Annotated in this window: 33 protein-coding genes; 4 read left to right on the forward strand and 29 right to left on the reverse strand. The window is 51.1% G+C overall.

Annotated elements, in window-relative coordinates:
- Positions 1–53 precede the first annotated feature (53 nt).
- Together PORAS_RS01615 and PORAS_RS01620 are read right to left on the reverse strand one after the other, a co-directional pair.
- The gene (locus PORAS_RS01615; RefSeq protein WP_004331113.1) at positions 54–713 is read right to left on the reverse strand and encodes a MarR family winged helix-turn-helix transcriptional regulator; all 660 of its coding nucleotides are present in this window, start codon (positions 711–713) and stop codon (positions 54–56) included.
- A 21-nt stretch (positions 714–734) separates the two neighbouring features.
- The gene (locus tag PORAS_RS01620; RefSeq protein ID WP_004331103.1) at positions 735–941 is read right to left on the reverse strand and encodes a PspC domain-containing protein; all 207 of its coding nucleotides are present in this window, start codon (positions 939–941) and stop codon (positions 735–737) included.
- Positions 942–1562: 621 nt separating this feature from the next.
- On the opposite strand from PORAS_RS01620, the gene PORAS_RS01625 reads away from it, so the two are divergent.
- Positions 1563–1838 carry an HU family DNA-binding protein gene (locus PORAS_RS01625; RefSeq protein ID WP_004331112.1) on the forward strand — a complete coding sequence of 92 codons (276 nt, stop codon included), beginning with the start codon at positions 1563–1565 and terminating at the stop codon, positions 1836–1838.
- Between the two features lie 131 nt (positions 1839–1969).
- Here PORAS_RS01625 and PORAS_RS01630 read toward each other — a convergent pair whose 3' ends face one another.
- The 4 genes from PORAS_RS01630 to tnaA all read right to left on the reverse strand — a co-directional run bounded on the left by PORAS_RS01630 (position 1970) and on the right by tnaA (position 7741).
- Positions 1970–3328 (reverse strand): MATE family efflux transporter, encoded by a 1359-nt coding sequence (locus PORAS_RS01630; RefSeq protein ID WP_013759939.1) that lies wholly within the window; start codon positions 3326–3328, stop codon positions 1970–1972.
- A gap of 27 nt (positions 3329–3355) precedes the next feature.
- Positions 3356–5395, reverse strand: coding sequence for an NAD-dependent DNA ligase LigA (gene ligA / locus PORAS_RS01635; RefSeq protein WP_013759940.1), 2040 nt, complete (start codon positions 5393–5395; stop codon positions 3356–3358).
- Between the two features lie 8 nt (positions 5396–5403).
- Positions 5404–6021 (reverse strand): recombination mediator RecR, encoded by a 618-nt coding sequence (gene recR / locus PORAS_RS01640; protein ID WP_004331107.1) that lies wholly within the window; start codon positions 6019–6021, stop codon positions 5404–5406.
- Between the two features lie 340 nt (positions 6022–6361).
- Positions 6362–7741 (reverse strand): tryptophanase TnaA, encoded by a 1380-nt coding sequence (gene tnaA / locus PORAS_RS01645; protein ID WP_004331105.1) that lies wholly within the window; start codon positions 7739–7741, stop codon positions 6362–6364.
- A 307-nt stretch (positions 7742–8048) separates the two neighbouring features.
- Here tnaA and eno point away from each other — a divergent pair, with 307 nt between their 5' ends.
- From eno to PORAS_RS01660, 3 genes are all read left to right on the forward strand, one after another.
- The gene (eno, locus tag PORAS_RS01650; protein ID WP_013759941.1) at positions 8049–9329 is read left to right on the forward strand and encodes a phosphopyruvate hydratase; all 1281 of its coding nucleotides are present in this window, start codon (positions 8049–8051) and stop codon (positions 9327–9329) included.
- A 477-nt stretch (positions 9330–9806) separates the two neighbouring features.
- On the forward strand, positions 9807–10334 hold the full coding sequence (locus PORAS_RS01655) for a hypothetical protein (RefSeq protein WP_013759942.1): 528 nt from the start codon (positions 9807–9809) through the stop codon (positions 10332–10334).
- Positions 10331–12226 carry a fibrobacter succinogenes major paralogous domain-containing protein gene (locus PORAS_RS01660; protein ID WP_013759943.1) on the forward strand — a complete coding sequence of 632 codons (1896 nt, stop codon included), beginning with the start codon at positions 10331–10333 and terminating at the stop codon, positions 12224–12226. Before PORAS_RS01655 ends, PORAS_RS01660 begins: the two co-directional genes overlap by 4 nt.
- Positions 12227–13509: 1283 nt before the next feature.
- Here the strand turns inward: PORAS_RS01660 and rplQ are convergent.
- The 23 genes from rplQ to rpsC all read right to left on the reverse strand — a co-directional run bounded on the left by rplQ (position 13510) and on the right by rpsC (position 25772).
- On the reverse strand, positions 13510–14004 hold the full coding sequence (gene rplQ / locus PORAS_RS01675) for a 50S ribosomal protein L17 (protein ID WP_004331512.1): 495 nt from the start codon (positions 14002–14004) through the stop codon (positions 13510–13512).
- 8 nt (positions 14005–14012) lie between these two features.
- Positions 14013–15005 carry a DNA-directed RNA polymerase subunit alpha gene (locus PORAS_RS01680; RefSeq protein WP_013759946.1) on the reverse strand — a complete coding sequence of 331 codons (993 nt, stop codon included), beginning with the start codon at positions 15003–15005 and terminating at the stop codon, positions 14013–14015.
- Positions 15006–15017: 12 nt separating this feature from the next.
- Entirely contained in the window at positions 15018–15623 is a 606-nt protein-coding gene (rpsD, locus tag PORAS_RS01685) for a 30S ribosomal protein S4 (protein WP_004331508.1), read from the reverse strand.
- Positions 15624–16037: 414 nt separating this feature from the next.
- Entirely contained in the window at positions 16038–16424 is a 387-nt protein-coding gene (rpsK, locus tag PORAS_RS01690; RefSeq protein WP_004331557.1) for a 30S ribosomal protein S11, read from the reverse strand.
- A 12-nt stretch (positions 16425–16436) separates the two neighbouring features.
- Entirely contained in the window at positions 16437–16817 is a 381-nt protein-coding gene (gene rpsM, locus PORAS_RS01695; protein WP_004331530.1) for a 30S ribosomal protein S13, read from the reverse strand.
- Between the two features lie 83 nt (positions 16818–16900).
- Positions 16901–17017 (reverse strand): type B 50S ribosomal protein L36, encoded by a 117-nt coding sequence (gene ykgO / locus PORAS_RS01700; protein ID WP_004331524.1) that lies wholly within the window; start codon positions 17015–17017, stop codon positions 16901–16903.
- Positions 17018–17052: 35 nt separating this feature from the next.
- Positions 17053–17271: a translation initiation factor IF-1 gene (gene infA, locus PORAS_RS01705; RefSeq protein WP_004331513.1), complete on the reverse strand. Its 219-nt coding sequence runs from the start codon at positions 17269–17271 to the stop codon at positions 17053–17055.
- Position 17272: 1 nt separating this feature from the next.
- Positions 17273–18064 (reverse strand): type I methionyl aminopeptidase, encoded by a 792-nt coding sequence (map, locus tag PORAS_RS01710; RefSeq protein ID WP_013759947.1) that lies wholly within the window; start codon positions 18062–18064, stop codon positions 17273–17275.
- A gap of 43 nt (positions 18065–18107) precedes the next feature.
- Positions 18108–19454: a preprotein translocase subunit SecY gene (secY, locus tag PORAS_RS01715; RefSeq protein ID WP_004331547.1), complete on the reverse strand. Its 1347-nt coding sequence runs from the start codon at positions 19452–19454 to the stop codon at positions 18108–18110.
- A gap of 11 nt (positions 19455–19465) precedes the next feature.
- A complete protein-coding gene (gene rplO, locus PORAS_RS01720) occupies positions 19466–19927 on the reverse strand; it encodes a 50S ribosomal protein L15 (RefSeq protein WP_004331553.1) in 462 nt (153 codons plus the stop codon).
- 23 nt (positions 19928–19950) lie between these two features.
- Entirely contained in the window at positions 19951–20127 is a 177-nt protein-coding gene (rpmD, locus tag PORAS_RS01725; protein WP_004331515.1) for a 50S ribosomal protein L30, read from the reverse strand.
- Between the two features lie 24 nt (positions 20128–20151).
- On the reverse strand, positions 20152–20670 hold the full coding sequence (gene rpsE / locus PORAS_RS01730) for a 30S ribosomal protein S5 (RefSeq protein ID WP_004331511.1): 519 nt from the start codon (positions 20668–20670) through the stop codon (positions 20152–20154).
- Between the two features lie 15 nt (positions 20671–20685).
- Positions 20686–21030 (reverse strand): 50S ribosomal protein L18, encoded by a 345-nt coding sequence (gene rplR, locus PORAS_RS01735; protein WP_004331528.1) that lies wholly within the window; start codon positions 21028–21030, stop codon positions 20686–20688.
- A 30-nt stretch (positions 21031–21060) separates the two neighbouring features.
- Positions 21061–21612 (reverse strand): 50S ribosomal protein L6, encoded by a 552-nt coding sequence (gene rplF, locus PORAS_RS01740; RefSeq protein ID WP_004331518.1) that lies wholly within the window; start codon positions 21610–21612, stop codon positions 21061–21063.
- A gap of 21 nt (positions 21613–21633) precedes the next feature.
- On the reverse strand, positions 21634–22029 hold the full coding sequence (gene rpsH, locus PORAS_RS01745) for a 30S ribosomal protein S8 (RefSeq protein ID WP_004331545.1): 396 nt from the start codon (positions 22027–22029) through the stop codon (positions 21634–21636).
- Positions 22030–22520: 491 nt separating this feature from the next.
- A complete protein-coding gene (rpsN, locus tag PORAS_RS01750) occupies positions 22521–22799 on the reverse strand; it encodes a 30S ribosomal protein S14 (RefSeq protein WP_004331558.1) in 279 nt (92 codons plus the stop codon).
- Positions 22800–22814: 15 nt separating this feature from the next.
- Entirely contained in the window at positions 22815–23369 is a 555-nt protein-coding gene (gene rplE / locus PORAS_RS01755; protein ID WP_004331531.1) for a 50S ribosomal protein L5, read from the reverse strand.
- Positions 23370–23371: 2 nt separating this feature from the next.
- Complete coding sequence (gene rplX, locus PORAS_RS01760; RefSeq protein WP_004331525.1) at positions 23372–23692, reverse strand: 50S ribosomal protein L24; 321 nt, start codon at positions 23690–23692, stop codon at positions 23372–23374.
- An 18-nt stretch (positions 23693–23710) separates the two neighbouring features.
- Positions 23711–24076 (reverse strand): 50S ribosomal protein L14, encoded by a 366-nt coding sequence (gene rplN / locus PORAS_RS01765; protein WP_004331555.1) that lies wholly within the window; start codon positions 24074–24076, stop codon positions 23711–23713.
- 3 nt (positions 24077–24079) lie between these two features.
- Positions 24080–24334 (reverse strand): 30S ribosomal protein S17, encoded by a 255-nt coding sequence (rpsQ, locus tag PORAS_RS01770; RefSeq protein ID WP_004331520.1) that lies wholly within the window; start codon positions 24332–24334, stop codon positions 24080–24082.
- Positions 24335–24359: 25 nt separating this feature from the next.
- Positions 24360–24554, reverse strand: coding sequence for a 50S ribosomal protein L29 (rpmC, locus tag PORAS_RS01775; RefSeq protein WP_004331529.1), 195 nt, complete (start codon positions 24552–24554; stop codon positions 24360–24362).
- Between the two features lie 21 nt (positions 24555–24575).
- Positions 24576–25010, reverse strand: a complete 435-nt coding sequence (gene rplP / locus PORAS_RS01780; protein ID WP_004331541.1) for a 50S ribosomal protein L16 — start codon at positions 25008–25010, stop codon at positions 24576–24578.
- A 15-nt stretch (positions 25011–25025) separates the two neighbouring features.
- Positions 25026–25772, reverse strand: coding sequence for a 30S ribosomal protein S3 (gene rpsC / locus PORAS_RS01785; protein WP_004331552.1), 747 nt, complete (start codon positions 25770–25772; stop codon positions 25026–25028).
- Positions 25773–25777 lie beyond the last annotated feature (5 nt).

The raw sequence follows: 25777 nt of genomic DNA on the forward strand, positions 1-25777 counted from the left end.
GGGCTTTAGAGGTTAGAGTTTAGAAGCTAGAGAAGAGAAGGAGAGCCTAGTAGCTAGCGGGCGCGATGGTCGATAGAGAGCTTCTCAAGGAGCCCAGGCAGATCCGTATCTCGCTCTGCGATAAAGAGTGGATGATTGCTCTGGTATAGCTGCTCGTGGAGCGAGTGAAGGAAGACCTTCTGATCCCACGAGAGATCTCGTAGGAGTATATCACTACTCTGCTGCATGCGAGGTAGTAGCTCCTTGACCACCTCCCGACCCTTGGGTGTGATGTTGAGGAGTAGGCTGCGCCTATCCTGTAGATTGCGTGTCTGCGAGATCAACCCTCCCTTGAGTAGACGACGGATGATCTCACTACCAGAGGTCTTTTCGACTACATTGTAGTTGTTGAGCTCGGTCTTGGTCATCTCCCCTTTTGCCATAAGTGTGATGAGATAGGAGTACTCATCGATGGTCTGTAGAGGAGTGCCTTTAATTGCTTTACGTACGAGGCAACGCATATAGCGGTAGACGAAGCTTATATCCCGGGCTATCATCGCATTGAGGAAGGCATGACTACGCATGCTCTTCTCTGACTCCTCGGAGCTTGTCTGCTGCTCAAGGGACTGATCGGCAAAGCGCAAAAAGTTGCTCATTGACTGCTCAGCATTCCCACGGAACTCTTCGTACCTCTCGACCAAGTCGAGTAGCTCATGTAGTAATGGGTAACTCATAGTGCTATATGCCAAAGATCTTTAATAGTTATTGCGGAACGGCTTCAGCGGCACGAAAATCCACAAAAGGATATAGATAGGAATGCCCGCAAACGCTGTTGTGAATGTGATCAATAGATAGATGAGTCGTACGATCGTCGGATCCCATCCGAAGTAGTCAGCGATGCCACCGCATACGCCTCCTATCCACGCTTCACGAGAGCGATAAAGTTTCTTATTGTCTGCCATAGCTGTATTGGTTGATTTTATGTTGATAAGTCTGTCGTAGCTTCTTAGGTCTGAACGGTCTTAAGCTGCGCTGGTTCTGCTACAAATGTACAAAAAGTTCTAGACTTGGTAGACGAACGAACTAATGTATCTGACGGCGTGCATCTAGAGTACGGATCGATCTCCACGTGGCAAATCCCAAATCTCCACGTGAGAAAAAAATATTCTCCACGTAGAGACGAAATGAAACTTCGGAGGAATGAAATGAAAAGTCCGAAGAATTTTTCCTTTCCTCGGTAGGAAAAGTTTTTTTCTCACGTGAGGATTTCTAATTTGCCACGTGAGAATTTCCAGTTTCTCCCCACGAAGGTACTATCGGCTACTCAAAAGAGGTGTGGAGCGTGTCGATCTGAGTCAAGCAAAAACGAACGATATCCCCCGATTAAGCCACAAAATAGCTCTCAGCAAGAGCTTATTGAGCGATTTTTTCCCAAAATAGTTGCAGAGAACAAAAAAACCACTATCTTTGAAGCGTGAACGGTATCGGTTGATTGCCAAGTACCGCTCCGTAAGTTGTTTAGACGACTCTTAGGAGTGATCACATGAGAAGAATCTTATAACTAATCATAAACAAGTTTACCTATGAACAAAACAGATTTCATCAAGACGGTTGCCGATAAGGCTCAGCTAACTCAGAAGGACACAAAGGCTGTCTATGAGGCTATGGTAGAGACCATCCACGAGGAGATGAAGAAGGGTGAGCGCCTCACACTTGTAGGCTTTGGCTCATTCTACGTTTCTGAGCGTGCTGCTCGCAAGGGTATCAACCCACAGTCAGGCAAAACGATCCAGATCAAGGCTAGCAAGTCTATCAAGTTTAAGCCTAGCACAGCTCTAGACATCAACAAGAAGAAGTAAGCACTAGCTACTCACATCGATGCCTTCGGGAGAGCTATCACTCTCGCGATGTGTGTCAACCACAAAAGAGGGGTAGACTCCGTACAGAGTCTACCCCTCTCGTCATATATTGCTACTTGCGAAGTCGCCTGCTATCTAGTGGCCCTTCGGAATGAGTACCTGAGGATGAGCCCCAAGAGCGTCAGACTAACAGGGAAGGCAAACCAGATACCCATCAATTGCAATGGAGCCCCATGCAGCCCGATATTAAAACCAAAGAGCCATGCCATAGCTGGCGCCACAATCAAGTGGCACAGTGCAGCCGCGGGGGCCAGTATCGCCACACGACTGATCCCTCTGAGCGCATTGGCATAGATGATCTGTAGCGCATCCCCTATCTGGTAGAGGCAGAGCGGGATGAGCGCCAGGTAAGTAGCCTCAGCGACCGAGAGATCGGCATTGAAGAGGCGCACGATGGGTTCACGAAATAGGACCAAGAGCGGCATCATAACAGCTGCCACAAAGAGACAGAGGTAGACGCCCGCACTGGCCACACGACGGGTCTCTCGTCGCTCTCCTTGTGCTAGGAGTGTACTACTACGTATCGCTGTAGCTGCGCCGATGCCGTAGTAGACCATAAAGCCGAGCGTACTAACCGTCGCAATGATCTGATGCGCAGCCAAAGCTGAGGTGCCGATCCGAGCTACCAAGATGACAGCTACGGAAAAGGACGCAGCCTCCATACCCATCTGCAGCGCTACGGGCGTGCCGAGTCGCAATAGGGGCACCAGTCCCTTACGCCATGACCAGCACAGCCGTCGCAACCGCTCTAGGATCTCACGGTAGCGCGGTAGCAGAGCGGTCACAGCAACGATCGCTAGCAGCATCGCTATACGGCTGATGAGCGTTGCAATGCCAGCTCCATACAAGCCCCATTCGGGGAAGCCCCCGTTACCATAGATGAGGAGGTAGTTGAGCCCGATGTTTAGCACATTCCCCGCTAGGGTGATATACATTGGGATCTGCGTATCTCCCATCCCCTCGGTGTACTGCTTGAACGTATTGAAGAGCATGACCACCATAAAGCCCACGATCTGGATACGATAGTAAGGTAAGGCTAAGGCGTGTAGCTCATCGGGTAGATTGAACAGATCTAGACTCCCCTCGAGGAGCAGCAGTCCCCCGCCGATTAGGAGGGCGATCAAGAGGTTGAGCAGGAAGCTATGCCCTAGGTAGTGAGCCACTTGATCCGAGCGTCCCCACTCCTTATTGGTCGCCACCAGTGGTGTCAGACCATAGGAGAAGCCCATCCCGAAGATGATCGATAGATTGAGAAAGTTATTGACAAAAGAAGCAGCCGCCAGCTCGTCTAGACTGTGGTGACTCACCATCACATTGTCCGCAAAGCCCACGAGGATCAGCCCCACCTGTCCGATGATCACGGGCAGCCCCAGCCGCAACAAAGGTCCGTAATGCACCCGACAGCTCCGATAGTACGCACTCCAGCTCATATCACACAAACAGCACTTGACGAACGACTAAGAGTTAAGACGAGCTAAGAACTCCTCCTCCGTAACGAGCGGGATGCCGAGCTGCTCCGCTTTGGCACGCTTCGAGGGTCCCATATCGCTGCCCATCAGGACGAAGGTCGTACGGCCTGAGATGCTCCCCACGTTGACACCGCCATGCTGCTCGATGAGCTGCTTGTACTCATCACGGCTGTGCTGGGTGAAGCTCCCTGAGATAACGATTCGCTCGCCTTCTAAGAGGTTGGACTGAGGCGCATCGGTCGTCTCCTCGCTACGCTCCTCAAGGATTACGCCACAGCGCTGTAGCTCTGCGATCAACTGCTGATTACGCTCCAGAGAGAAGAAGTAAACGACCTGCTCGGCGATCTTCGGTCCCACATCGGGCAGGGCTTGCAGCTCGTAGTCGGTCGCCTGAGCTAGTCGGTCGATGCTTTGGAAGTGTCGTGCTAGCGTCTTCGCCGTCCCCTCGCCGACATAGCGGATCCCGATGCCGTAGAGCAGACGCGCGAAGGGTCGACTCTTCGACTGCTCGATACTGGCGAGGAGGTTGTTGATCGACTTCTCCTTAAAGTTCGGTAGCTGCGCCAAGTCGCTAGCCGTGAGCTTGTAGAGGTCGTCGATGTTTTCGATAAGATGTCTGTCAAAGAGCGAGTCGATCGTCTCAGGCCCCACGTTGATATCGGCAGCTCGTCGTGTGCAGTAGTGCTCGATACGCCCCATGATCTGTGGCGGGCAGGCGTAGCTGTTGACGCAGTAGTAGCCCACCGAGCCATCGATCTGCTGGAGCGGGGCGCCACAAGCGGGACAGAGCTCAGGCAGTCGTACAGGCTCCGACTCGGGTCGTCTGAGACTAGTCTCCACAGCGGTGATCTTAGGGATGATCTCGCCACCCTTCTCTATGTATACGTAGTCATGGTAATGCAGGTCGAGGCTCTTGATGAACTCCTCGTTGTGCAGCGTGGCGCGACGCACCACGGTCCCCGAGATGAGGACCGGCTCCACATTGGCCACCGGTGTGACGACGCCTGAGCGCCCCACTTGATAGTCCACCGAGAGAAGCTCTGCACGCGCATTCTCCGGCTGATACTTGTAGGCAAAAGCCCAGCGTGGCGACTTTGCCGTATTGCCGAGCGTGCGTTGCTGTGTGAGACTGTCCACCTTGAGGACGATACCGTCCGTGGCGTAGGGCAGATCGCCCCGCTGCACGTCCCACTCATCTATGTAATGGTATAGTGCCGACAGGTCGCTACTCTTAAATGGCGCAACGCCCGTGTTAAAGCCCATCTCCTCAAGGAGCTTCATGCGCTCATAGTAACTATCCGGCAGACGAGTCTCATCGTCCAGCGCATAGAGGTAGTAGCAGATGCAGAGCAGACGGCGCTGCGCTACGACACGACTATTGAGCGTCTTAAGCGTACCCGCCGCCGCATTGCGCGGATTGGCAAATGGCGCTTCACCCTCAGCCGTACGCTCCCCATTGAGCCTTTCGAACTCCTTAAAGGGCAGTAGCACTTCGCCCCGCACCTCGATGCGCCCCATCGTGTAGTCGGGATGCCCCGCAACTGGACGCAGACGTAGCGGCACCGACTGAATCGTCCGCACATTGACCGTCACGTCATCTCCGAGCGTCCCGTCGCCTCGCGTCACGGCACGCACCAGCACGCCCTCCTCGTAGATCAGCGATATGGAGGAGCCGTCATACTTCATCTCCGCCACCCACGGCACATCGTCCGTAGCTAGAAGCGTGTCGGTACGCTCGCAGATCTCAGCGATCTCGTCGTAGTTGTAGGTGTTTGAGAGTGAAAGCATCGGTCGCTCGTGCGCCACCTGAACGAAAGCATCGTTTCGATCCCGCCCCACACGTAGGGATGGTGAGGTCGGGTCAGCCAACTCAGGGTGCTCTGCCTCCAACGTCAGGAGTCGCTGCATCAGCGCATCGTAGTCGGCATCGCTTATGGTCGGAGCATTGTCTAGGTAGTAAGCGCGGTTGTGTTGCTCGATGGTCGTCCGCAGCTGCTCTATCTCTAGCTCTGTATTGTTGCGTGTCATAGGCGGTGTTACTTCACTTGGTCAAAGGGGGTACGATTCGCGATAGCGCTCCCGAGCGTCACCTCGTCAGCATACTCGATCTCATCACCGATCGAGATACCTCGTGCGATGAGCGAAACCAGCACGCCCGTAGATTCCAGGCGCTTGTATATATAGTAGTTGGTCGTGTCGCCCTCTAGGGTCGAGCGTATAGCGAGGATCACCTCACGGATAGGCTCCTCCTGAACACGCTCGTAGAGCGACTCGATCTCTAGATCGTTTGGTGTGATGCCGTCTATCGGAGAGATGATTCCGCCCAAGACGTGGTACAGTCCTTTGTAGCGGTGCGTCTGCTCGATGGTTAGGACATCCTTCACCTGCTCGACGACGCAGACGACGCTCTGATCCCGCTGTGGATCGGAGCATATGTCGCATAGCGGGCTGTCGCTGATGCAGTGGCACCGCTCGCAGTAGCAGATCTTCTGGCGAAGGTCTATGATCGCCTCCCCGAGATGCTGCGCATAGGAGGGCGGCTGACGAAGCAAGTGCAGCGCCATCCGCATCGCAGTCTTGCGCCCTATGCCAGGGAGTAGGGAGAGCTGATCTACGGCGCGCTCGAGCCATTGGGAGGGGTACTGATCTTTCATAGTCTAGTAGGTTGCCACAAAGATACGAAAATGGAGCCTGTCGACTGTAGGATATCGAGACGAATAACCCTTTGTAGGGACGCACGGCTCGTGCGTCCGTCCTCGTTAAAATCACAACGCTGTAACCTTTGATACAACGGACGCACGAGCCGTGCGTCCCTACAAAGGGTTACACGTATCATCGTTACTCGTCTCGTTTTGACGGGGACGGACGCCCTCCGACTCGACACTTTCGTGCGTCCTTACATATCGTCACACGATAGAGTCCCCTAGAGGGTTCTGAGCACGGCTCTTACCTCTAGGGGACTCTATATATTATATGTACCGCTACGTAGCGTGCTTACTTGGCAGGCTCTAGCTCTACCGTGAAGTGACGTAGCACAGGCAGCTCACGGGTGATGACGTAGCCACGGGTGATCGACTCACGACGGTCATAGACATTCTTGCAGGCAGCTGCGATGACGTCCATGTGGTTGTTCGTGTAGGTACGACGTGGTATAGCAAGGCGGAGTAGCTCCAGCTTTGGATAGCGGTTCTCGCCCGTCTTAGGATCACGGTCTGCTAGGATAGAGCCGATCTCGACACCACGGATGCCAGCCTCTAGGTACAGCTCGATGCCGAGCGTCTGAGCGATAAACTGCTCCTTGGGAACGTGCGTCAGAATCTTCTTCGCATCGAGGAAGATAGCGTGTCCACCAGCAGGACGCTGATAGGGTACGCCGTACTCGTCTAGCTTGCTACCGAGGTAAGCCACCTGACGGATACGCGTGTCGAGCATGTCAAACTCCGTGTTCTCATCCAGACCAATAGCGAGCGCGTTCATATCACGACCGTTCATACCGCCGTAGGTCAGGAAGCCCTCATTCATCACAGCGTACATAGAGCACTTGTGATAGAGCTCCTCGTCACGCATAGCGAGGAAGCCACCCATGTTGACCACAGCGTCCTTCTTGCTAGACATGGTCATGATGTCAGCGTAGCTGAGCATCTCACGGACGATCTCCTTGATCGACTTGTCCGCATAGCCCTCCTCACGCATCTTGATGAAGTAAGCATTCTCAGCAAAGCGAGCACCATCGATCTGTAGCGGTATGCCGTACTTGTGGCACAGCTCACTCGTCTCACGTACATTCTTCATAGAGACAGGCTGACCGCCAGCCGTGTTGTTGGTCACCGTCAGGACGCACATAGGGATCTGCTCCTTGGGATACTTCTTGAAGCAATCCTCCAGCTTGTTCAGATCCATCTCACCCTTGAAGGGTAGCTCTAGCTCCGTGTTGCTCGCTGCATCGATCGTGCAGTCGACGGCTACAGCCTTGCGAAACTCGATATGCCCCTTTGTCGTGTCAAAGTGCGAGTTACCCGGTACGATGTCGCCCTCCTTGAGTGTAGCTGAGTAAAGCACATTCTCAGCAGCACGACCCTGGTGCGTCGGGATCACGAGTGGGAAGGTGCAGATCTTCTCGACAGCATCCTTGAGGTTTTGGAAAGAGGAAGCCCCGGCATAGCTCTCATCACCAAGCATCATGCCCGACCACTGACGGTCGCTCATAGCGCCCGTACCTGAGTCCGTCAGGACATCGATAAAGACTTGTGACGACTTGAGACTGAATAGGTTGTAGTGTGCTTGCTTAATCCACTGCTCACGCTGCTCGCGCGTGCTCTTGTGTATCGGCTCAACCATCTTAATGCGGTACGCCTCGGAAAAAGGTATCTCCATATGTATCTCGTTCTATTAAGTTAATATTTCGTAGCCCCAAAGATACGAAAAAAGATACACTAAGGACGAGACGAGTAACTCGCTGTAGGGACGCTCGGTCTGAGCGTCCGTTGTAGTACAGCGAGGCGTGTAATCGGAACATTGTAACCATTAACGGGGACGGACGCACGAGCCGTGCGTCCCTACAAATGGTTACACGTATCATCGTTACACATCGAGGACTCTATCGCTTGTCACCTCAGGTAGATTTACTACCTTTGCTTCGATTAAGAAGGTTATTAAGAATCACACAAAAGCATCTACACATATGCAGATAGTAGACATCAAAGGGCGCGAGGTCCTAGACTCGCGCGGCAATCCAACAGTGGAGGTAGAGGTCATCCTAGATAGCGGAGCCATGGGGCGTGCCGCTGTGCCCAGTGGAGCCTCTACAGGGGAACACGAAGCACTCGAACTACGTGACGGTGACAAGAGCCGTTACCTCGGTAAGGGCGTCCGCAAAGCGGTCGAAAACGTCAACGAAGTGATCGCTCCTGCTCTCTTCGGCATGAGCGCGCTCGAGCAGCGTGAGATAGACCAGAAGATGATAGACCTAGACGGCACAGAGACCAAGAGTGTACTCGGTGCTAATGCCATCCTAGGCGTCTCGCTAGCTGTCGCTAAGGCGGCTGCTGACGAACTAGCCATACCACTCTACCGCTACATCGGTGGCGTCAACGCACACACACTTCCCGTGCCGATGATGAACATCATCAACGGTGGCGCACATAGCGATGCTCCCATCGCCTTTCAGGAGTTTATGATCCGTCCCATCGGTGCCAAGAGCTTTAGCGAGGCACTACGCATGGGTGCCGAGACATTTCACGCACTTAAGAAGGTGCTCCACGACCGTGGACTCAGCACTGCCGTAGGTGACGAGGGTGGCTTCGCTCCTAAGCTAGATGGCGTAGAGGATGCGCTCAATAGTATCCTCGAGGCGATCCATCAGGCCGGTTACAAGCCCGGCAGCGACATAACCATCGCTCTAGACTGTGCTGCCAGCGAGTTCTACCACGAGGGCGTCTACAACTACGCCAAGTTTGAGGGCGAGAAGGGTCAGCAACGCACTCCAGCCGAGCAAGTTGCTTATCTAGAGACACTCGTCAGCAAGTACCCCATCGATAGCATCGAGGATGGTATGGACGAAAACGACTGGGAGGGTTGGCGTCTGCTCACCGAGAAGCTAGGCAACCGCCTGCAGCTCGTCGGCGACGACCTCTTTGTGACCAATGTAGCGTACCTCAGCCGAGGTATCAAGGAGCACTGTGCTAACTCCATCCTGATCAAGGTCAACCAGATCGGTACGCTCACCGAGACGCTCGACGCCATCGACATGGCACATCGTCACGGCTTCACAGCGGTCGTATCGCACCGCTCAGGCGAGACCGAGGATACCACCATCGCAGACATCGCCGTAGCCACCAATGCAGGGCAGATCAAGACAGGCTCGCTGAGCCGCACCGACCGCATCGCCAAGTACAACCAGCTACTACGTATCGAGGAGGAGCTAGACACACAAAGCGTATACGGCTGCCAATCGCTACGCTAAGTAGACGGTGATCGCCACAGGCGCTTCGATACTGTAAGGCTTTCGTTAGCCTAACGCACAAATATCCACGTGAGAAATCTCTAATACTCACGTGGATATTTTTTATTTTCCACGTGGGGACGAAACGATTCCTCCGAAGTTTCATTTGATTCCTCCGAAGTTTCATTTCTCGCCTACGTGGGGATTTTTTTTTCTCCACGTGGAGATTTGAGAATTTCCACGTGGATATCTACCCCTTCTAAAGGGAAATCGTATCGGAGCCTAAGAGATCCTGTTTATCACATATCAGTGCGGTTCCCTCCCAGCATCTCAAAATAAAAATTAGCACAGGGTTACTTGTGGGCTTTACGGAATTGAGATGCGACACCAGATCTCTAAAAAAACACTATATTTGCCAAATCTAAGAGAGCCATAAGCGTGATCACTCAAGTGATCCTCTCTCCAAGCACATACAATAAACCCAATTCACAATCATCTATGAAAAGAGTACTAAAAGGACTCGCACTCGTGCCCTTGCTCTGGCTCTTGTTACTACCCCAAGTGGTGGCCGCTCAGACCCTCCCCACGACACTGGTAGTCAAGACCAACGAGAGCAACGAGCTATGCTACGATCTGACCAAGATCAGCAAGATTACCTTCACATCTGGCGCTATCAAGATAGAGCGCAACGATGCTAACCAGCACTTCACACCCGAAATGGTGTCGATGAGCGACATCAACAAGCTCTTCTTTGCCCAGGATCGCAAGGAAAACACGACCCACATCGTATCGCCACTCCAAGCTCCAGCAGCAACTCTGAGCTACTACACGGTAGGACGAGAGATCCACATCGAGGGCTTCACCTCTAGCGATGAGACGCTCTACATCTACACCACCGAGGGGCAGCTCCTAGCTCAGTACCCCATCACATCTGCGACCTGTATCCTAGATGCCTCCCAATGGCCTCATGGACTATACATCGCTACCACAAACGTACACAACACACTCAAAATAACCATTCGATGAAGAAGCAACTACTACACATTGTTTTAGCTGGGCTACTAGCCCTTCTCCCCTCGCTCGCCTTGGCTCAAAGCAACGAGCGCATGCTCATCTACTCCAAGAGCGGTGAGGTACTGCCCTACCGCATAGAGCATATCGATAGCATCAAGTTCCTCTCAGACGAGGTAGACCTCACGCTCAACCCCACCGTCACACCACACGAAAACGGTCAAACAGGCTGGATGAAGCTTAAGGTGGGCTCCGTAGGGAGCAACGTACGACGCATCCAGGTGATCATCCCTGAGAGCTTTATGATCGCCAATATGGACGATATGCAGTGCCTACGACTCTTTACTCCAGAGATGGCAGCTCGTATGGGCGTGCAAGTCTTTGATGTAGAGGGTGACAAGGAGTACGACCTATCAGGCCTACAGAGAGGCTACACCTATACAGCGCTCTTCCTCCCATACGACGAGATCGGCTGTGCTGGCAACGTCAAGCGCGTCGAATTCACCGTCCCCAATGGCGAGCTCGCTGGAAATCCACAGATCAAGGTCGACTTCTCAAACATCACACAGACCGGCTACACTGCAACGCTCACACCTAATGGGGATGTCTCTGGATACTTCTTCCTCAATATTGAGACAGACGATCCCACACTAGACCAGATGATGCAGATGATGCGCGTCCCCGACTTGAAGCACTACATCGTGCAGTTTGGTGCAGACTTTAACACCCACAAGCCTCACGAGGGCGTTCAGGAGAGCGTGATGACGGAGTTCAAGCCTGGAACTAGCTATACAGTTTATGTAGTCCTCATCGATAAAGATGGACAGTACTCTGACGTGCAGAAGTTTACCGTGACGACCCAAAAGAAGGGTACCTCCGCAACAGCGCATGTGAGCATCGAAGTCAAGGATATAACCAAGACGGAGGCGACTGTCGTAAACACACCTGACGAAAACACCTCCTCCTATCGTGAGACAATCGTCGAGAAATCTCTGTACAACGAGGCTGATATGATCAAGTACCTACAGGAGACACCCGACAATATGTCTTTACCCTACCACAGTGAGCCCTATACATGGACTTGGCCTAAGCTCAAGCCCGGCACCACTTATTACGCCCTAGCCATGGCAAAGAATGGTGACAATGAGTGGGGTCCCCTCACCAAGGTCGAGTTCACCACGCTCTCTGTCAATCAAGCCGTCACGCTGCCTCTGGCATACCTCACTGAATACAACGTCAATGCTGAGGGAACAGACTTCGTCACGACACAAGCCCTCGATGTGAGTGGTTACTTCTCCTATGAGGACGCTGTAAAGAAGTTCACTAACATAACCATAGCAGGCAAGAAGTACCACCTCCCCAGCAAAGAGGAGTGGATGGCAATACTACCCGTAGCTGCGAGTGGCGACGACTATCTATCGTTTACAGCACCCTTTAGGCACAATGATGTGTACGAGACAGTTGTAATCAAGGGTGATACCATCAGCTCAACTAATGACTACCGTGGTGGTAGCGTAAGTAGCAATAAGGCTCATGCGCTACGCTTCAAGGGGACTAAGTATGTCTCTGCTTGGCGGTATGAATCGACACTTCTCAACGACAAACGAGTCCTCAAGATCACGGCTCGTCCCTTATATGGCAAAGAAAACAATATAAGGATTGAGGATATAGCTAAGCCAGAGTTCTGGGAGAGCAATACGGAGTCCGACATAGTCCGTATATTGCCAGCCTCAGGATCATTCTCCTATGGCAAGCCTCACTGGCAAGGGGACAACGGCTTCTTCTGGTCTAGCACCGCTGGAGAGGAAGAGTATACGGCTTGGGCTCTATCATTTGACACCACGTCAGTCTATCTAAGTCCGCTCTACACAACACAAGATAGGTCAGTAAGACTATTCGCTGACTAGTCTGCCTATCTGATAGAGCTGTCTGATCACAGTCAGAAGACAGCAAAAATCGAGTAGGTCGGGAAACGAAAGTTTTCTGACCTACTTTCGTTTCCTTCCCTCTCACACCACCGTACGTGCCGTTCGGCATACGGCGGTTTAATTCGTTTTCAAAGACTTTCTAATCATGTTTGATTAGCTTCATCTTCCGTCTTTCTTAATTTCCGCTTCCGATGGATACCTGTTTAGCTCTATGTGGTCGATCGCATTGACGTTTTGACCGTTGCCACTCGTCAGCAATGTACATCGGAACATACATTCTTGATTGACGTTACGAATTATTCGGTCCTTCGCCTTGTTCTGCGCGAGAACGGCTACTTCGACCTCTGCTGACTCCTCGACATTCGTTGTTACTATCCTATAGGACTGCCGAGGCCTCGCGGGATAAGTCATACATCTTTCATCGTTTACCTGCCTAATTTACGCATCAAGGTTACGGTTGCCTTTTGGAACTTCACTGTCCTTGGCCAGCTTGTCCACTTGATACGCCTTAGTATTAGGTTTCTGTTCGTCAGGCCACGAATTCGCTATTGCTTCTTCTCTCCCAAGGGTCACCCCTTGAAACTTGCAAGTCGCTATGGGGTTCGTTGGCAACTGCGCCCCGTGTGGACTTTCACCACAGATGTATAACATGCCCGTCATACCAAGAGAAGGCTCCACTGCTTATGTAAGCAGTGGAGCCTTCTCTTGTTCATATCTCCCCCCTCTTTTTCATATCTCAAAGAGGGCTATGCAATCACCCCAAAGCTAAGAACTACCTCAATTTCGCAAATCTCACGAGCGACCCGGTATAGGACGCTCGTTGCTTCAGGCTACTTGAGACTGTTGCAAAAGTCAACAGTCTCACCATCTTGCTTGCAAGATTGTCTAGACTTTGCAGAAAGGATGAAGCGCAAGGCGCTGAGGGTGAGGTCTGAAAGGAGCATACCTCCGTATGTGACCGAAGCCGAAACCCGAAAGCAACACAGCGATTCGCCTTTATGCAACAGTCTCTACTTGATTCGCGAAATCTAGCGAAGGTAAGGGGATAAGTGACGACATGCAGAAGACTTAAGTGTAGCACGTCGGGAAAAGAGTAAAGGGAGTGTCGAGCCAATGCTCGACACTCCCTTTCTTATTATTACTCTGAGCTAAGACGAGAGGAAGAGACTTTATCAGCCCTCACTCACGCGCTAAGATAGCCCCTTGTCACATAAAGTGACAGACTATATAAGCCATGTCTCGTCAATGCTCCTCGTGAGCTACTACTCTTGCGCTGTCTCCTCTGTAGCTGGAGCTTCCTGCTGGGCAGCTTCCTTAGCAGCGCCTCCACCACGACGTGAACGACGTGTACGCTTCTTGCCCTCACTCTTAGGAGCAGAGGCACTCTTAGCTATATTGTCGTTGAAGTCTACAAGCTCGATAATGCACATAGAGGCATTGTCTCCAAGACGTAGACCCGTGCGTAGAATGCGTGTATAACCTCCAGGGCGATCGCCGACCTTGACGACGACGGCGCCATAGAGCTCCTTGACGGCCTCCTTGTCACGCAGGTAGCTGAAGGCTAGACGACGAGATGCGGTGGTGTCGTTTTTTGCCGCAGTGATGATAGGCTCGACAAACTTACGCAGTTCCTTAGCCTTGGCCACTGTCGTATTGATCCGCTTGTGCATGATGAGCGAGCTAGCCATATTGGCAAGCATAGCCTCACGATGTGCCTTGGAGCGGCCTAGATGGTTGAATTTCTTATTGTGTCTCATAAGAGGGATTAATCGTTATCTAATCTATAGGGTGTGAGATCCATATCAAAGTCTAGATCCTGATCTGCTAAGAATTGCTCGATCTCCACGAGCGACTTCTTGCCGAAGTTCTTGATCTTCAAGAGCTCGTCGCGATCTCTACTCAGCAGGTCTGCAATCGTGGAGATGCCCGCAGCCTTGAGGCAGTTGAGCGCACGGACAGAGAGATCTGTCGTCGCTAGGTCTGTCATCAATTGCGTGCGAACCTTCATCGTCTGATTGTCTAAGAGCTGATCAGGCTCCTCCTCGGGGAGCTCGACCTCAAACTCTTTGTCCGTGAAGAGTGCGAAGTGCGAGATCAAGATCGTCGCAGCCTGACGCAGTGCCTCACGTGGGTGGATCGTGCCATCAGTCTCAATCTCTAAGACAAGCTTCTCGTAGTCTGTACGCTGATCTACACGATATGCCTCTGTGGTCTGATTGACCTTACGGATCGGGGTGTAGATACCATCAATGGGGAGGGTATTGACGGGGTCATCCTCACGACGGTTCTCCTCGGAGACGACGTAGCCACGTCCCTTATTGATGCGTAGCTCTATAGTGAAGTCAGCGTCCTCAGCAAGATTGCAAATGACCAAGTCGGGGTTCTGCACCTTGTAGCTCGTTAAGACCTGATTGAGGTCACCAGCCTGAAAGGTGTTACGACCTGTGACATGGAGCGTGATGGTCTCCTCTTGAGGATCCTCTACGGCAGCCTTGAATCTGATCTGCTTGAGGTTGAGTATGATATGGGTTACATCTTCCAACACCCCTGGAATAGTAGCAAATTCATGCTCTACACCTTCGATACGGATAGAAGCTATTGCATACCCCTCTAGCGATGAGAGGAGGATGCGCCGCAAGGCGTTGCCAATAGTCATAGCATAGCCTGGCTCTAGAGGCTTAAATTCAAACTTGGCGTAGTGATCCGAAGCGTCCAGCATGAGAACGCTGTCAGGTTGTTGAAATGCTAATATTGCCATAGAGTTAGAGGGTTACTTAGAATACAATTCGACGATAAGCTGCTCCTTGATGGGCTCGGGGATCTCTTCACGTGTAGGTACGTTGAGGAGCTTACCACTGTAAGTACGTCCATCCCACTCTAGCCATGGATACTTGCTATGATTATATCCAGCGAGAGAGTCTGCGATGACCTCCATGGACTTGTCACGCTCACGTACACCGATGATCTGTCCGGGCTTAAGCGTGTAGGAGGGGATGTTGACCACCTCACCATCAACTACGATGTGACGGTGAGAGACGAGCTGACGTGCAGCAGCACGCGTGGGAGCTATGCCTAGACGGAATACAACATTGTCTAGACGAGACTCGAGGAGTTGTAATAGCACCTCACCTGTGATGCCTGAGGAGCGCTGTGCCTTCTCAAAGAGATTGCGAAACTGACGCTCTAGGACCCCATAGGTGTACTTTGCCATCTGCTTCTCGCGGAGCTGGAGCGCATACTCGCTCTGCTTGCGACGACGACTATTGCCGTGCTGACCTGGGGGATAGCTCTTCTTGCTCAGGACTTTGTCTGCACCAAAGATGGGCTCACCAAACTTTCGTGCGATCTTGGACTTAGGACCAATATATCTTGCCATTGTTCTATTTCATTTTTAATGCTACACCATATATCTGCTCTACAGAATGCTCAAGGGACGCAGTGCCTCCCTTTGCTGTGTTGTGGTCGATGCTGGGATCATATCTCGAGTAGTAAGTCTAGAAGTGACGGCGCATATAGAGCAGCCGCGATGCGATTAGAATAAGAGGGAAAGTAAATGAGCAACCGCATCAATCTCACACTACGTCTGTCGACTTACAGATTCACTATCTTGAGTCTATGTCTGAGCTAAGACCTATCTGTGAAGCTTGCTATGTGCGACCTGCACCAAAGACTGACTGTGCAGTCTATCCGTAGATAAGCAGGAGCAGAGCCTAATGTGGACTCTCTACGCTAGCTCTACAAGGTGGGTGCAAGCGCTCTATAGGTAGCTGTGATCTCTATCTTGTAGCAACTAGACCTTACGTCTCTTAGGAGGACGACATCCGTTGTGTGGCAGTGGCGTGACGTCGACGATCTCTGTCACCTCGATACCCGCACCATGGATGGTACGGATAGCAGACTCGCGACCATTGCCGGGTCCCTTGACATAGGCCTTGACCTTGCGTAGCCCTAGATCAAATGCTGTCTTAGCGCAGTCTTGAGCTGCGAGCTGAGCGGCATAGGGGGTGTTCTTCTTAGAGCTACGGAATCCCATCTTACCAGCTGAGGACCAACTGATGACCTGCCCTTCACTATTGGTGAGGGTGATGATGATGTTATTGAAAGAAGAGTGTATGTGCGCCTGCCCCTGGGCATCGACCTTGACTGCTCTCTTTTTTGTTACGGTTTTCTTTGCCATAAGGTGGTTCTATTACTTAGTTGCCTTCTTCTTACCAGCGACTGTCTTGCGCTTACCCTTACGTGTACGGGCATTATTCTTAGTACTCTGTCCACGTAGGGGGAGTCCTAAACGATGCCTGATGCCTCGGTAACAGCCGATGTCCATGAGACGCTTGATGTTGAGCTGTGTCTCGCTACGTAGATCACCCTCGACTTTGTAGCCACTGGAGATCTGCTCACGAATAGCAGCAGCTTGGTCATCTGTCCAATCCTGGACCTTGATGTTGCGATCGACTCCTGCAGCATCCAAGATGCGAGCAGCACTGCTACGACCTATACCATATATATAGGTCAAGGCTATCTCACCTCTCTTGTTTTGCGGCAGATCGACGCCGACGATTCTTATTGCCATACTCTATATACTGTGTGATGTTTGTTGCGTGATAAGCTGACTCTCCGTCACTCTAGATGATGTGCGGAGCTTCATCCCTAAGCTCATCCTTGACGCTGCTTGAACTTAGGATTCTTCTTATTGATGATGTACAGACGTCCTTTGCGTCTGACGATCTTGCAGTCTTCTGATCGCTTTTTGATTGATGCTCTAACTTTCATAGTATGCTCTTATTCTGATTGTCGCTATGACTTGGTTACTTGTATCTATAGGAGATACGACCACGTGTGAGGTCGTATGGAGACATCTCTACCTTGACTTTGTCTCCTGGCAGTATACGGATGAAGTGCATACGCATCTTGCCCGATATGTGTGCCGTGATGATATGCCCATTCTGGAGCTGCACCTTGAACATGGCATTGCTCAATGCCTCCAAGACGACTCCATCCTGTTCAATAGCAGTTTGTTTAGCCATATTAAAACTCTCGTGTGCCTAAAGCTTCTTTGATATACTCGTATGTAGATAAGATCTGCGGAGCTTGCCCATCGGGCATGATAGCTATACAGTGCTCGAAGTGCGCTGCGGGCTTGCCATCGTGTGTGCGGACAGTCCATCCATCTGACTCGAAGACGATCTTGCGCCGTCCCATCGTCACCATAGGCTCGATACAGATACACATACCTGCTCGTAGCTTGGGACCAAATCCTGGATGACCGTAGTTGGGGACGTTGGGATCTTCGTGCATCTCATGCCCGATACCATGTCCCACGAGCTCACGAACGATACCATAGCCCTGTGCCTCACAGTGACGCTGGACTGCCGCTCCGATGTGCCCGACATAATGACCTTCGACAGCTTGCTTGATCCCTAGATAGAGAGAGTCTCGAGTGACCGTCAGCAGACGCTCCACCTCGGGATCGATCTCTCCTACCGCAAAAGTATAAGCACTGTCTCCTGTAAAGCCGTTGATATGCGTACCACAATCTACAGAGATGATGTCTCCCTCATGCAGGATCTCTCGATCCGAAGGGATGCCATGCACCACGTGATCATTGATCGAGGTACAGATGCTGGCTGGGAAACCTCCATAACCTAAGAACGCAGGAGTAGCTCCATGATCACATATAAACGTATAGGCGATCGTGTCTAGCTGCTTTGTGGTAATCCCAGGAGCGATGTGCTTTGCCACCTCTCCCAAGGTCTCTCCGACGAGTCGATTGGCCACACGCATCAGCTCTATCTCCTCAGATGTCTTTAGGTAAATCATCTATCTAACTAAATCAAATGAAACCAACACTACCAGTGAAATATCAATATGCTGATACGGAACCCGTACGTCCCTTGATACGTCCACTCTTGAGCAGACCATCGTAGTGACGCATCAAGAGGTGACTCTCGACTTGCTGTAGCGTATCTAGGACAACACCTACGAGGATGAGCAGTGACGTACCTCCAAAGAACTGTGCAAACGCCGAGCTGATACCCAGTATCTGAGCAAAGGCTGGCATGATAGCAACAAGTGCGAGGAAGAGTGCTCCAGGCAGTGTGATACGATCCATAATACCATCGAGATAGTCTCGCGTGCTACGCCCTGGCTTGACGCCTGGGATAAATCCATTGTTGCGCTTGAGGTCATCGGCCATCTGTGTGGGGTTGATCGTTATCGCCGTATAGAAATAGGTGAAAAGGATGATCAACGTAGCAAAGATGAAGTTATACCAAAAGCTTGTATTGTCAGACAATACTTGGATAAAGCGTGAAGGCGTACCATCACCTCCTGTGAAGTAGCTAGCCAATGAGATAGGTATAAACATGATCGCCTGAGCGAAGATGATAGGCATCACGTTGGCTGCATTCACCTTGAGAGGGATATACTGACGTGCGCCACCATACTGCTTATTACCCACTACACGCTTGGCATACTGCACGGGGACTTTGCGTGTACCCTGTACCAGTAGGATAGCCCCTGCTGTAACGAACAGTAGGAATACGATCTCAGCAAGAAATGCTACAAGACCACCCGATGAACTGATGAGACGATAGTTAAACTCCGCTATCAGGGCATGAGGCAGACGAGCAATAATACCGATAAGAATGATGAATGAGATACCATTGCCTACACCCTTGTCTGTAATACGCTCACCGAGCCAAAGGACAAACATACTGCCCGCAGCTAGTATGACGGTAGCAAATACACGATACATGAAGCCCGAAGGTAGCGACGCTCCAGCAGCGCGTAGCTGCATGTCTAGATTCAACAGATAGGCAGGAGCCTGAATCAATAGGATCAGCACCGTCAGGTAGCGTGTCCATTGATTGATCTTGCGTCGTCCGCTCTCACCCTCTCGCTGCATCTTCTGCATAGAGGGGATGATGATCGCTGCCAGCTGCATGACGATACTTGCCGAGATGTAAGGCATGATACCTAGAGCAAATATCGAAGCATTGGAGAAGGCTCCTCCCGAAAACATGTTGAGCAAAGCCATCAGACCTTCACTGGTCTGGCTGGCTAGACTGGTCAGCGTATCGGGGTTGACTCCAGGCAATACGACGAAGCTACCTAGTCGGTATATGACCACATACAGGATCGTGATGAGAATCCGCTTACGCAGATCCTCGATCTTCCATATATTCTTAATTGTATCTACTAACCGCATATCAGCTTATCTTATTGTATCGATCCTCCCTGAGCCTCGATGAGCTCCTTGGCACGAGCTGAGTAAGCATCCGCCTCGACCTGTATGGGTCGCGTCAGCTCACCCTGTGCTAGGATCTTTACTAAATCATTACGAGAGGCTAGACCAGCAGCGACTAGTATATCCTTGGTGATGACGGCTGTCTCTGCTTGATTAGGGAAGAATGTGGTATCCTGTGCCAAGTGCTCGAGAGCTGCTAGGTTCACAGGACGATAGTCTACCCTATTGATGTTGTTGAAGCCAAACTTAGGTAGACGACGCTGTATAGGCATCTGACCACCCTCAAATCCAACTTTATGCTTGTATCCAGAGCGAGACTTGGCTCCCTTGTGTCCACGTGTAGACGTACCACCACGGCCAGAACCCTGACCACGACCGATACGACGACGAGACTTGACAGAGCCCTCGGCTGGCTTAAGTGTAGATAAGTCCATTGCTATTATCTGTCTATATTTTATTACTCTACGACCTGAACCAAGTGGTGTACTTTGGCCACCATACCCCTGATCTGAGGGGTATCCTCATGCTCTACAACCTGGTGCATCTTGCGAAGACCTAGACCGTCGAGGGTGCGCTTCTGAGACTTGTTGCACCGTATGCGACTACGGACTTGCTCGATTTTGATTTTTGCCATAATACTCTTTACTTGTCTAGGTGATTATCCTTTAAACACGCGCTCTACAGAGATGCCTCTGCTCTGAGCAACCATCAAGGGGCTACGTAGCTCAGCAAGTGCTGCGATGGTAGCCTTGACGAGGTTGTGGGGGTTCGTCGATCCCTGGCTCTTTGCCAAGACGTCTGTAACACCTACACTGTCTAGTACCGCACGCATAGCACCACCTGCGATAACGCCCGAACCGGCAGAGGCGGGGCGTAGCAAGATGCGAGCACCTCCGAAGCGACCGATCTGCTCATGAGGTATGGTCCCGTTGTGGATGGGTACGCGTATAAGATTCTTCTTAGCAGCCTCTACGCCCTTGGCGATGGCTGCAGGCACTTCGCTGGCACGCCCCATACCATATCCTACGACGCCATCCTCGTTACCGACGACAACAATCGCAGCAAAGGTAAAGGTGCGACCACCTTTCGTGACCTTAGTTACTCGATTGATAGCTACTAGGCGATCCTTAAGATCTAGATCATTGGTAGCTGTGACTCTATTTGTTGCTATTGCCATGATGTGCTCTATGATTTAGAATTTAAGACCTCCTGTACGAGCTGCATCTGCTAGCTCCTTGACGCGACCATGATAGAGATATCCATTACGATCGAAAACTACCGTATCAATGCCGGCAGCAAGAGCTACACGAGCTATCTCCTGTCCTACCTGAGCGGCTACCTCTTTCTTAGTACCAGAGGTCTCCATCTTGAGTGAGGAGGCACTCGCTAGGGTACGTCCTTCTATATCGTCGATGACCTGTGCGTAGATCTGCTTATTGCTTCTGAACACAGACAGACGTGGTCTCTGGGGTGTACCACTTATCTTGCCACGCACACGTGTCTTGATGTGCTTTCTTCTTTGTGCTTTCTTGTTCATATGACTCTTTACTTAGATAGTGGATACGACTTACTTACCAGCCGTCTTACCAGACTTGCGGCGTACCTCCTCACCGAGGAAGCGAACACCCTTGCCCTTGTAAGGCTCTGGCTTGCGGAATGAACGAATCTTAGCACAGACCTGTCCTAGTAGCTGCTTGTCGCAAGACTTTAGGATGATCTTAGGGGTCTGATTACGTACCATCTGCGTCTCGATCTTGATCTCGTCTGGGAGTACGAGATAGATGGCGTGCGTGAAGCCTAGTGAGAGCTCTAGGATCTGCCCCTGATTGGTAGCGCGGTAACCGACACCTATTAATTCGAGCGTCTGGGTGAACTCTTCGTGTACACCCATCACCATGTTGTGGATTAGCTGACGGTAGAGACCGTGTAGCGAGCGCTCCTGACGCTCATCAGAGTGACGTGTGAGTGTGATCTCTCCGTCCTCGACTGAGACCTCGATACGAGGATCTATATATTGCTTGAGCTCACCCTTGGGGCCCTTTACTGTTACGTAGTGATCCTCCTGAGAGACGGTCACGCCCTGTGGTATAGCTATGGGTAGTTTACCTATTCTAGACATATTGCTTTGCTATAAGGAGGATTAATATACATAACATAGTACCTCACCACCGATCTTGAGCTCACGAGCCTCTTTGTCTGTCATGACACCGTGAGATGTAGATAGGATGGCGATACCTAGTCCATTGAGTACGCGAGGCATATCTTTGTAGCCTACATACTTACGTAAGCCTGGGCGTGAGACACGCTTGAGGCATTTGATTGCATTGACCTTGTTCGAGAGGTCATACTTGAGGGCGACCTTGATGGTTCCTTTGCATCCCTCCTCCTCAAACATGTAGTTGAGGATGTAGCCCTTGTCAAAGAGGATCTTAGTGATGTCCTTCTTGATGTTGCTAGCTGGGATTTCTACCACACGGTGACCCGCTTTGATTGCATTGCGCAATCGGGTGAGATAATCTGCTATTGGATCTGTCATTGTGTATTAAGATTAAATTGATCTGGAGGGTTCCTGACTGGCTCAAAGCTCCTTCCTGAGGCATCGTCCACTCTTCTATCTTTAAGACCTCCACTCCTTGAGTATAAGGGTGGTGATCATTGTGTAGTAAGAGCCACGCGTACCGAGGTCGAGAGCTGTAAGGGACAGGCTACCCCAGACAATATTTAATTGATTCGCTATCAGTCATCGCCCCACGCTCTCACTCTTAAGAGTGCGAGCAACTCATACACTCCCTCTGTGTAGAGGGGATATATGAGAGGACAATTCTAGGCAAAGATACAAATAGTCTAGATACTATGAAAACTTTTGGAGTCTGTCGAGAGCATATCACAGCTATCGTATAGGCAGTGAATAGCGCTCTAACTCGCTCTCAGCTTAGTATATCTGAGCCTTAGAACTCTCTATAGACGATTTGCATCTGTCTATGAGATTTTTTGTCCTCGTGTATGTGGGTGTCGACGAGAGATCTATTACCAGCTGGCTTTCTTCACCCCTGGGATAAGACCGGCGGAAGCCATCTCGCGGAATTGGATACGGCTGATGCCAAACTGTCTCATATAACCCTTGGGACGTCCCGTGATCTTGCAGCGGTTGTGCAGACGTACAGAAGAAGAGTTGCGTGGGAGTGTCTGTAGCTTCTGCAGGGACTCGTAGTCTCCAGCAGCTTTGAGCTCAGCACGACGCTTCGCATACTTCTGAACGAGCTTCTGGCGCTTGGCCTCACGGGCCTTCATTGATTCTTTTGCCATAAACCTATATGTATCTTACTTATTAGTAGTACGGAAGGGAAGTCCAAATTGCTTGAGTAGCTCGAAGCCCTCCTCATCGGTAGGAGCTGAGGTTACAAAAGTGATGTTCATCCCTAGTATTTTCGTGATACTATCGAGGTTGATCTCAGGGAAGATGATCTGCTCTGAGATACCTAGGGTATAGTTACCACGACCATCCATCTTAGAGTTGATACCCTTGAAGTCACGGATACGTGGGAGTGCGACACGTACGAGACGCTCGAGGAACTCGTACATACGGTCACCACGCAGTGTAACCATGACACCGATAGGCATCTGCTTACGTAGCTTGAAGTTGGATATATCCTTGCGTGAGTATGTTGCTACTGCCTTCTGTCCGGTGATCTGTGTGAGCTCATCGATTGCGACGTCGATGATCTTCTTGTCACCTGTAGCCATGCCCAAGCCTTGATTGATGACGATCTTCTCTAGGCGAGGCACCTGCATGCTACTCTTGTAGGCAAAGTGCTTCATCAGATCGGGAGCGATCTGCTCGTTGTATTGCTTCTTAAGATTTACTGTCAGTGCCATAGTTACTTAATTACTTCTCCTGACTTCTTAGCGAAGCGTACTAGCTTACCGTTGTCATCACGGCGACGTCCTATACGCGTTCCCTTGCCAGACTGAGGATCTAGCACATTCAGGTTAGATATATGTATTGGAGCCTCCATGCTGAGAATAGCTCCCTGGGGGTTCTGTGCATTGGGCTTGGTATGCTTAGATACCATGTTAAGTCCCTCGACGATCGCACGCTGCTTCTTGACAAGTACCTTGAGGACACGTCCCGTCTTGCCCTTGTCGTCGCCAGCATTTACCATGACGATGTCGCCTTTCTTGATATGAAACTTGCTCATCTCTATTCTCTCTATAAGTTAAAGGACCTCAGGAGCTAGAGACACGACCTTCATATTGACGGCACGTAGCTCACGAGCTACTGGGCCGAAGATACGTGTACCACGTAGCTCGCCATTGGGGGTGAGTAGTACGCAGGCGTTGTCATCAAAGCGGATGTAGGAGCCGTCTGTACGACGTATCTCCTTTTTTGTTCTTACGATGAGAGCCTTAGCGACAGTTCCCTTCTTCATATCGCTAGAGGGGATGACACTCTTGACAGTCACCACGATGACATCTCCGACCGAAGCATAGCGGCGGCGGGTGCCACCGAGTACACGGATACAGAGTACCTCGCGAGCACCACTATTGTCTGCTACATTGAGTCTTGATTCTTGCTGTATCATAGTTTACTTCGCTCTTTCTATAATCTCGGTGAGTCTCCAACGCTTGGTGCGGCTCAGAGGGCGTGTCTCCATGATGCGAACACGGTCACCGATGTTTGTTTCATTCTTCTCGTCATGTGCATAGTACTTTTTAGTCTTGCTGACGAACTTACCATATATAGGGTGCTTCTCTTTGAAGCGTGAGGCTACGGTGATGGTCTTGTCCATCTTGTTGCTGGTGACGATCCCGATGCGCTCTTTTCTATGATTTCTTTCCATGTGAATATAAGTCTATTCTGCAGGGTTAGTTATTTGTCTCTCGCTCAGCGAGGACAGTCTTGAGACGAGCGATCGTGCGACGCTGCTCTTTAAAAGCTGCAGGATTCTCAGATGGAGAGACATAGTGGTCTATTCTCTTCTGCTGGTATGAAGCCTGCTCAGCCTCTATGCGCTCACGGATCTCCTCCGTTGTGAGCTCTTTGATTTCGCTTATCTGCATAGCTGTATAAGGTCTAGCGGATTAAACATTAGGGTTAGCAGCGTCGAAGTCTCGACGTACGACAAACTTCGTCGTGACTGGTAGCTTCTGAGCAGCCAGACGTAGAGCCTCCTTTGCGACTTCGTAGGGTACGCCCTCTACTTCAAAGAGCATACGACCGGGAGTCACAGGAGCGACGAATCCCTCGGGATTACCTTTACCTTTACCCATTCGCACCTCAGCAGGCTTTGCTGTGATTGGCTTGTCGGGGAAGATACGGCACCAGACCTGTCCTTGACGCTGCATGTAACGCGTTACAGCGATACGAGCGGCCTCTATCTGACGGCCAGTGATCCACTTACTCTCTAGGCTCTTGATACCAAAAGAACCAAATGCGAGCTGGTTGCCACGCTGTGCATTGCCCTTCATGCGGCCCTTTTGTTGCCTTCTAAATTTAGTCTTCTTAGGTTGTAACATAGCTGTGGTCTTTGATTAGCGATTAGATCTATTGCGTCCTCCACGACGGAATCCACGACGCTCACCACGAGAGTCACCACCTCGGCGTCCGCCCTGACGGCGTGGCTGAGAGAGATCAGGAGCTAGATCGCGGCGCTCGTATACCTCGCCGTTCATGATCCAGACCTTGACTCCTATCATACCTACCTTGGTGAGAGCTCCAGTCTGAGCATAGTCGATGTCAGCACGTAGTGTGTGTAGAGGAGTACGTCCCTCCTTGTATAGCTCGGAGCGAGCCATCTCAGCGTTATTGAGACGACCAGAGAGCTGTATCTTGATACCCTCAGCACCAGCGCGCATAGCGTTTGCGATAGCCATCTTGACGGTACGTCGGTATGACATACGGCCCTCTAGCTTGCGTGCTATATCATTGGCCACGATGACGGCATCAACCTCAGGCTTGCGCACCTCGTAGATGTTGATCTGTATGTTGTCAGCCTTAGTGACCTTCTTAAGCTCTGCTTTGAGGTTCTCCACGTTTTGACCGCCCTTTCCGACGATCATACCTGGACGAGCCGTGCATATCGTTATGGTGATGACCTTGAGAGCTCGCTCTATGATGATTCGGCTCACGAGGGCACCTGACAGTCTTGTGTGTAGGTACTTTCTGATACGGTCATCTTCTACTAGTGTATCGCCATAGTTACGACCACCATACCAGTTAGAGTCCCAACCACGTATGTAGCCGAGTCTGTTTGCTATTGGATTAATTTTCTGTCCCATGTCAG

The organism is Porphyromonas asaccharolytica DSM 20707, from assembly GCF_000212375.1.
In the GTDB taxonomy this organism is placed as follows: Bacteria; Bacteroidota; Bacteroidia; order Bacteroidales; family Porphyromonadaceae; genus Porphyromonas; species Porphyromonas asaccharolytica.

What these genes read in the sequence shown, in the direction of transcription:
- PORAS_RS01615 (WP_004331113.1), bottom strand. Translation starts at nt 713, where the DNA reads ATGAGTTACCCATTACTACATGAGCTACTCGACTTGGTCGAGAGGTAC.
- PORAS_RS01620 (WP_004331103.1), bottom strand. Translation starts at nt 941, where the DNA reads ATGGCAGACAATAAGAAACTTTATCGCTCTCGTGAAGCGTGGATAGGA.
- PORAS_RS01625 (WP_004331112.1), top strand. Translation starts at nt 1,563, where the DNA reads ATGAACAAAACAGATTTCATCAAGACGGTTGCCGATAAGGCTCAGCTA.
- PORAS_RS01630 (WP_013759939.1), bottom strand. Translation starts at nt 3,328, where the DNA reads ATGAGCTGGAGTGCGTACTATCGGAGCTGTCGGGTGCATTACGGACCT.
- ligA (WP_013759940.1), bottom strand. Translation starts at nt 5,395, where the DNA reads ATGACACGCAACAATACAGAGCTAGAGATAGAGCAGCTGCGGACGACC.
- recR (WP_004331107.1), bottom strand. Translation starts at nt 6,021, where the DNA reads ATGAAAGATCAGTACCCCTCCCAATGGCTCGAGCGCGCCGTAGATCAG.
- tnaA (WP_004331105.1), bottom strand. Translation starts at nt 7,741, where the DNA reads ATGGAGATACCTTTTTCCGAGGCGTACCGCATTAAGATGGTTGAGCCG.
- eno (WP_013759941.1), top strand. Translation starts at nt 8,049, where the DNA reads ATGCAGATAGTAGACATCAAAGGGCGCGAGGTCCTAGACTCGCGCGGC.
- PORAS_RS01655 (WP_013759942.1), top strand. Translation starts at nt 9,807, where the DNA reads ATGAAAAGAGTACTAAAAGGACTCGCACTCGTGCCCTTGCTCTGGCTC.
- PORAS_RS01660 (WP_013759943.1), top strand. Translation starts at nt 10,331, where the DNA reads ATGAAGAAGCAACTACTACACATTGTTTTAGCTGGGCTACTAGCCCTT.
- rplQ (WP_004331512.1), bottom strand. Translation starts at nt 14,004, where the DNA reads ATGAGACACAATAAGAAATTCAACCATCTAGGCCGCTCCAAGGCACAT.
- PORAS_RS01680 (WP_013759946.1), bottom strand. Translation starts at nt 15,005, where the DNA reads ATGGCAATATTAGCATTTCAACAACCTGACAGCGTTCTCATGCTGGAC.
- rpsD (WP_004331508.1), bottom strand. Translation starts at nt 15,623, where the DNA reads ATGGCAAGATATATTGGTCCTAAGTCCAAGATCGCACGAAAGTTTGGT.
- rpsK (WP_004331557.1), bottom strand. Translation starts at nt 16,424, where the DNA reads ATGGCAAAGAAAACCGTAACAAAAAAGAGAGCAGTCAAGGTCGATGCC.
- rpsM (WP_004331530.1), bottom strand. Translation starts at nt 16,817, where the DNA reads ATGGCAATAAGAATCGTCGGCGTCGATCTGCCGCAAAACAAGAGAGGT.
- ykgO (WP_004331524.1), bottom strand. Translation starts at nt 17,017, where the DNA reads ATGAAAGTTAGAGCATCAATCAAAAAGCGATCAGAAGACTGCAAGATC.
- infA (WP_004331513.1), bottom strand. Translation starts at nt 17,271, where the DNA reads ATGGCTAAACAAACTGCTATTGAACAGGATGGAGTCGTCTTGGAGGCA.
- map (WP_013759947.1), bottom strand. Translation starts at nt 18,064, where the DNA reads ATGATTTACCTAAAGACATCTGAGGAGATAGAGCTGATGCGTGTGGCC.
- secY (WP_004331547.1), bottom strand. Translation starts at nt 19,454, where the DNA reads ATGCGGTTAGTAGATACAATTAAGAATATATGGAAGATCGAGGATCTG.
- rplO (WP_004331553.1), bottom strand. Translation starts at nt 19,927, where the DNA reads ATGGACTTATCTACACTTAAGCCAGCCGAGGGCTCTGTCAAGTCTCGT.
- rpmD (WP_004331515.1), bottom strand. Translation starts at nt 20,127, where the DNA reads ATGGCAAAAATCAAAATCGAGCAAGTCCGTAGTCGCATACGGTGCAAC.
- rpsE (WP_004331511.1), bottom strand. Translation starts at nt 20,670, where the DNA reads ATGGCAATAGCAACAAATAGAGTCACAGCTACCAATGATCTAGATCTT.
- rplR (WP_004331528.1), bottom strand. Translation starts at nt 21,030, where the DNA reads ATGAACAAGAAAGCACAAAGAAGAAAGCACATCAAGACACGTGTGCGT.
- rplF (WP_004331518.1), bottom strand. Translation starts at nt 21,612, where the DNA reads ATGTCTAGAATAGGTAAACTACCCATAGCTATACCACAGGGCGTGACC.
- rpsH (WP_004331545.1), bottom strand. Translation starts at nt 22,029, where the DNA reads ATGACAGATCCAATAGCAGATTATCTCACCCGATTGCGCAATGCAATC.
- rpsN (WP_004331558.1), bottom strand. Translation starts at nt 22,799, where the DNA reads ATGGCAAAAGAATCAATGAAGGCCCGTGAGGCCAAGCGCCAGAAGCTC.
- rplE (WP_004331531.1), bottom strand. Translation starts at nt 23,369, where the DNA reads ATGGCACTGACAGTAAATCTTAAGAAGCAATACAACGAGCAGATCGCT.
- rplX (WP_004331525.1), bottom strand. Translation starts at nt 23,692, where the DNA reads ATGAGCAAGTTTCATATCAAGAAAGGCGACATCGTCATGGTAAATGCT.
- rplN (WP_004331555.1), bottom strand. Translation starts at nt 24,076, where the DNA reads ATGATACAGCAAGAATCAAGACTCAATGTAGCAGACAATAGTGGTGCT.
- rpsQ (WP_004331520.1), bottom strand. Translation starts at nt 24,334, where the DNA reads ATGGAAAGAAATCATAGAAAAGAGCGCATCGGGATCGTCACCAGCAAC.
- rpmC (WP_004331529.1), bottom strand. Translation starts at nt 24,554, where the DNA reads ATGCAGATAAGCGAAATCAAAGAGCTCACAACGGAGGAGATCCGTGAG.
- rplP (WP_004331541.1), bottom strand. Translation starts at nt 25,010, where the DNA reads ATGTTACAACCTAAGAAGACTAAATTTAGAAGGCAACAAAAGGGCCGC.
- rpsC (WP_004331552.1), bottom strand. Translation starts at nt 25,772, where the DNA reads ATGGGACAGAAAATTAATCCAATAGCAAACAGACTCGGCTACATACGT.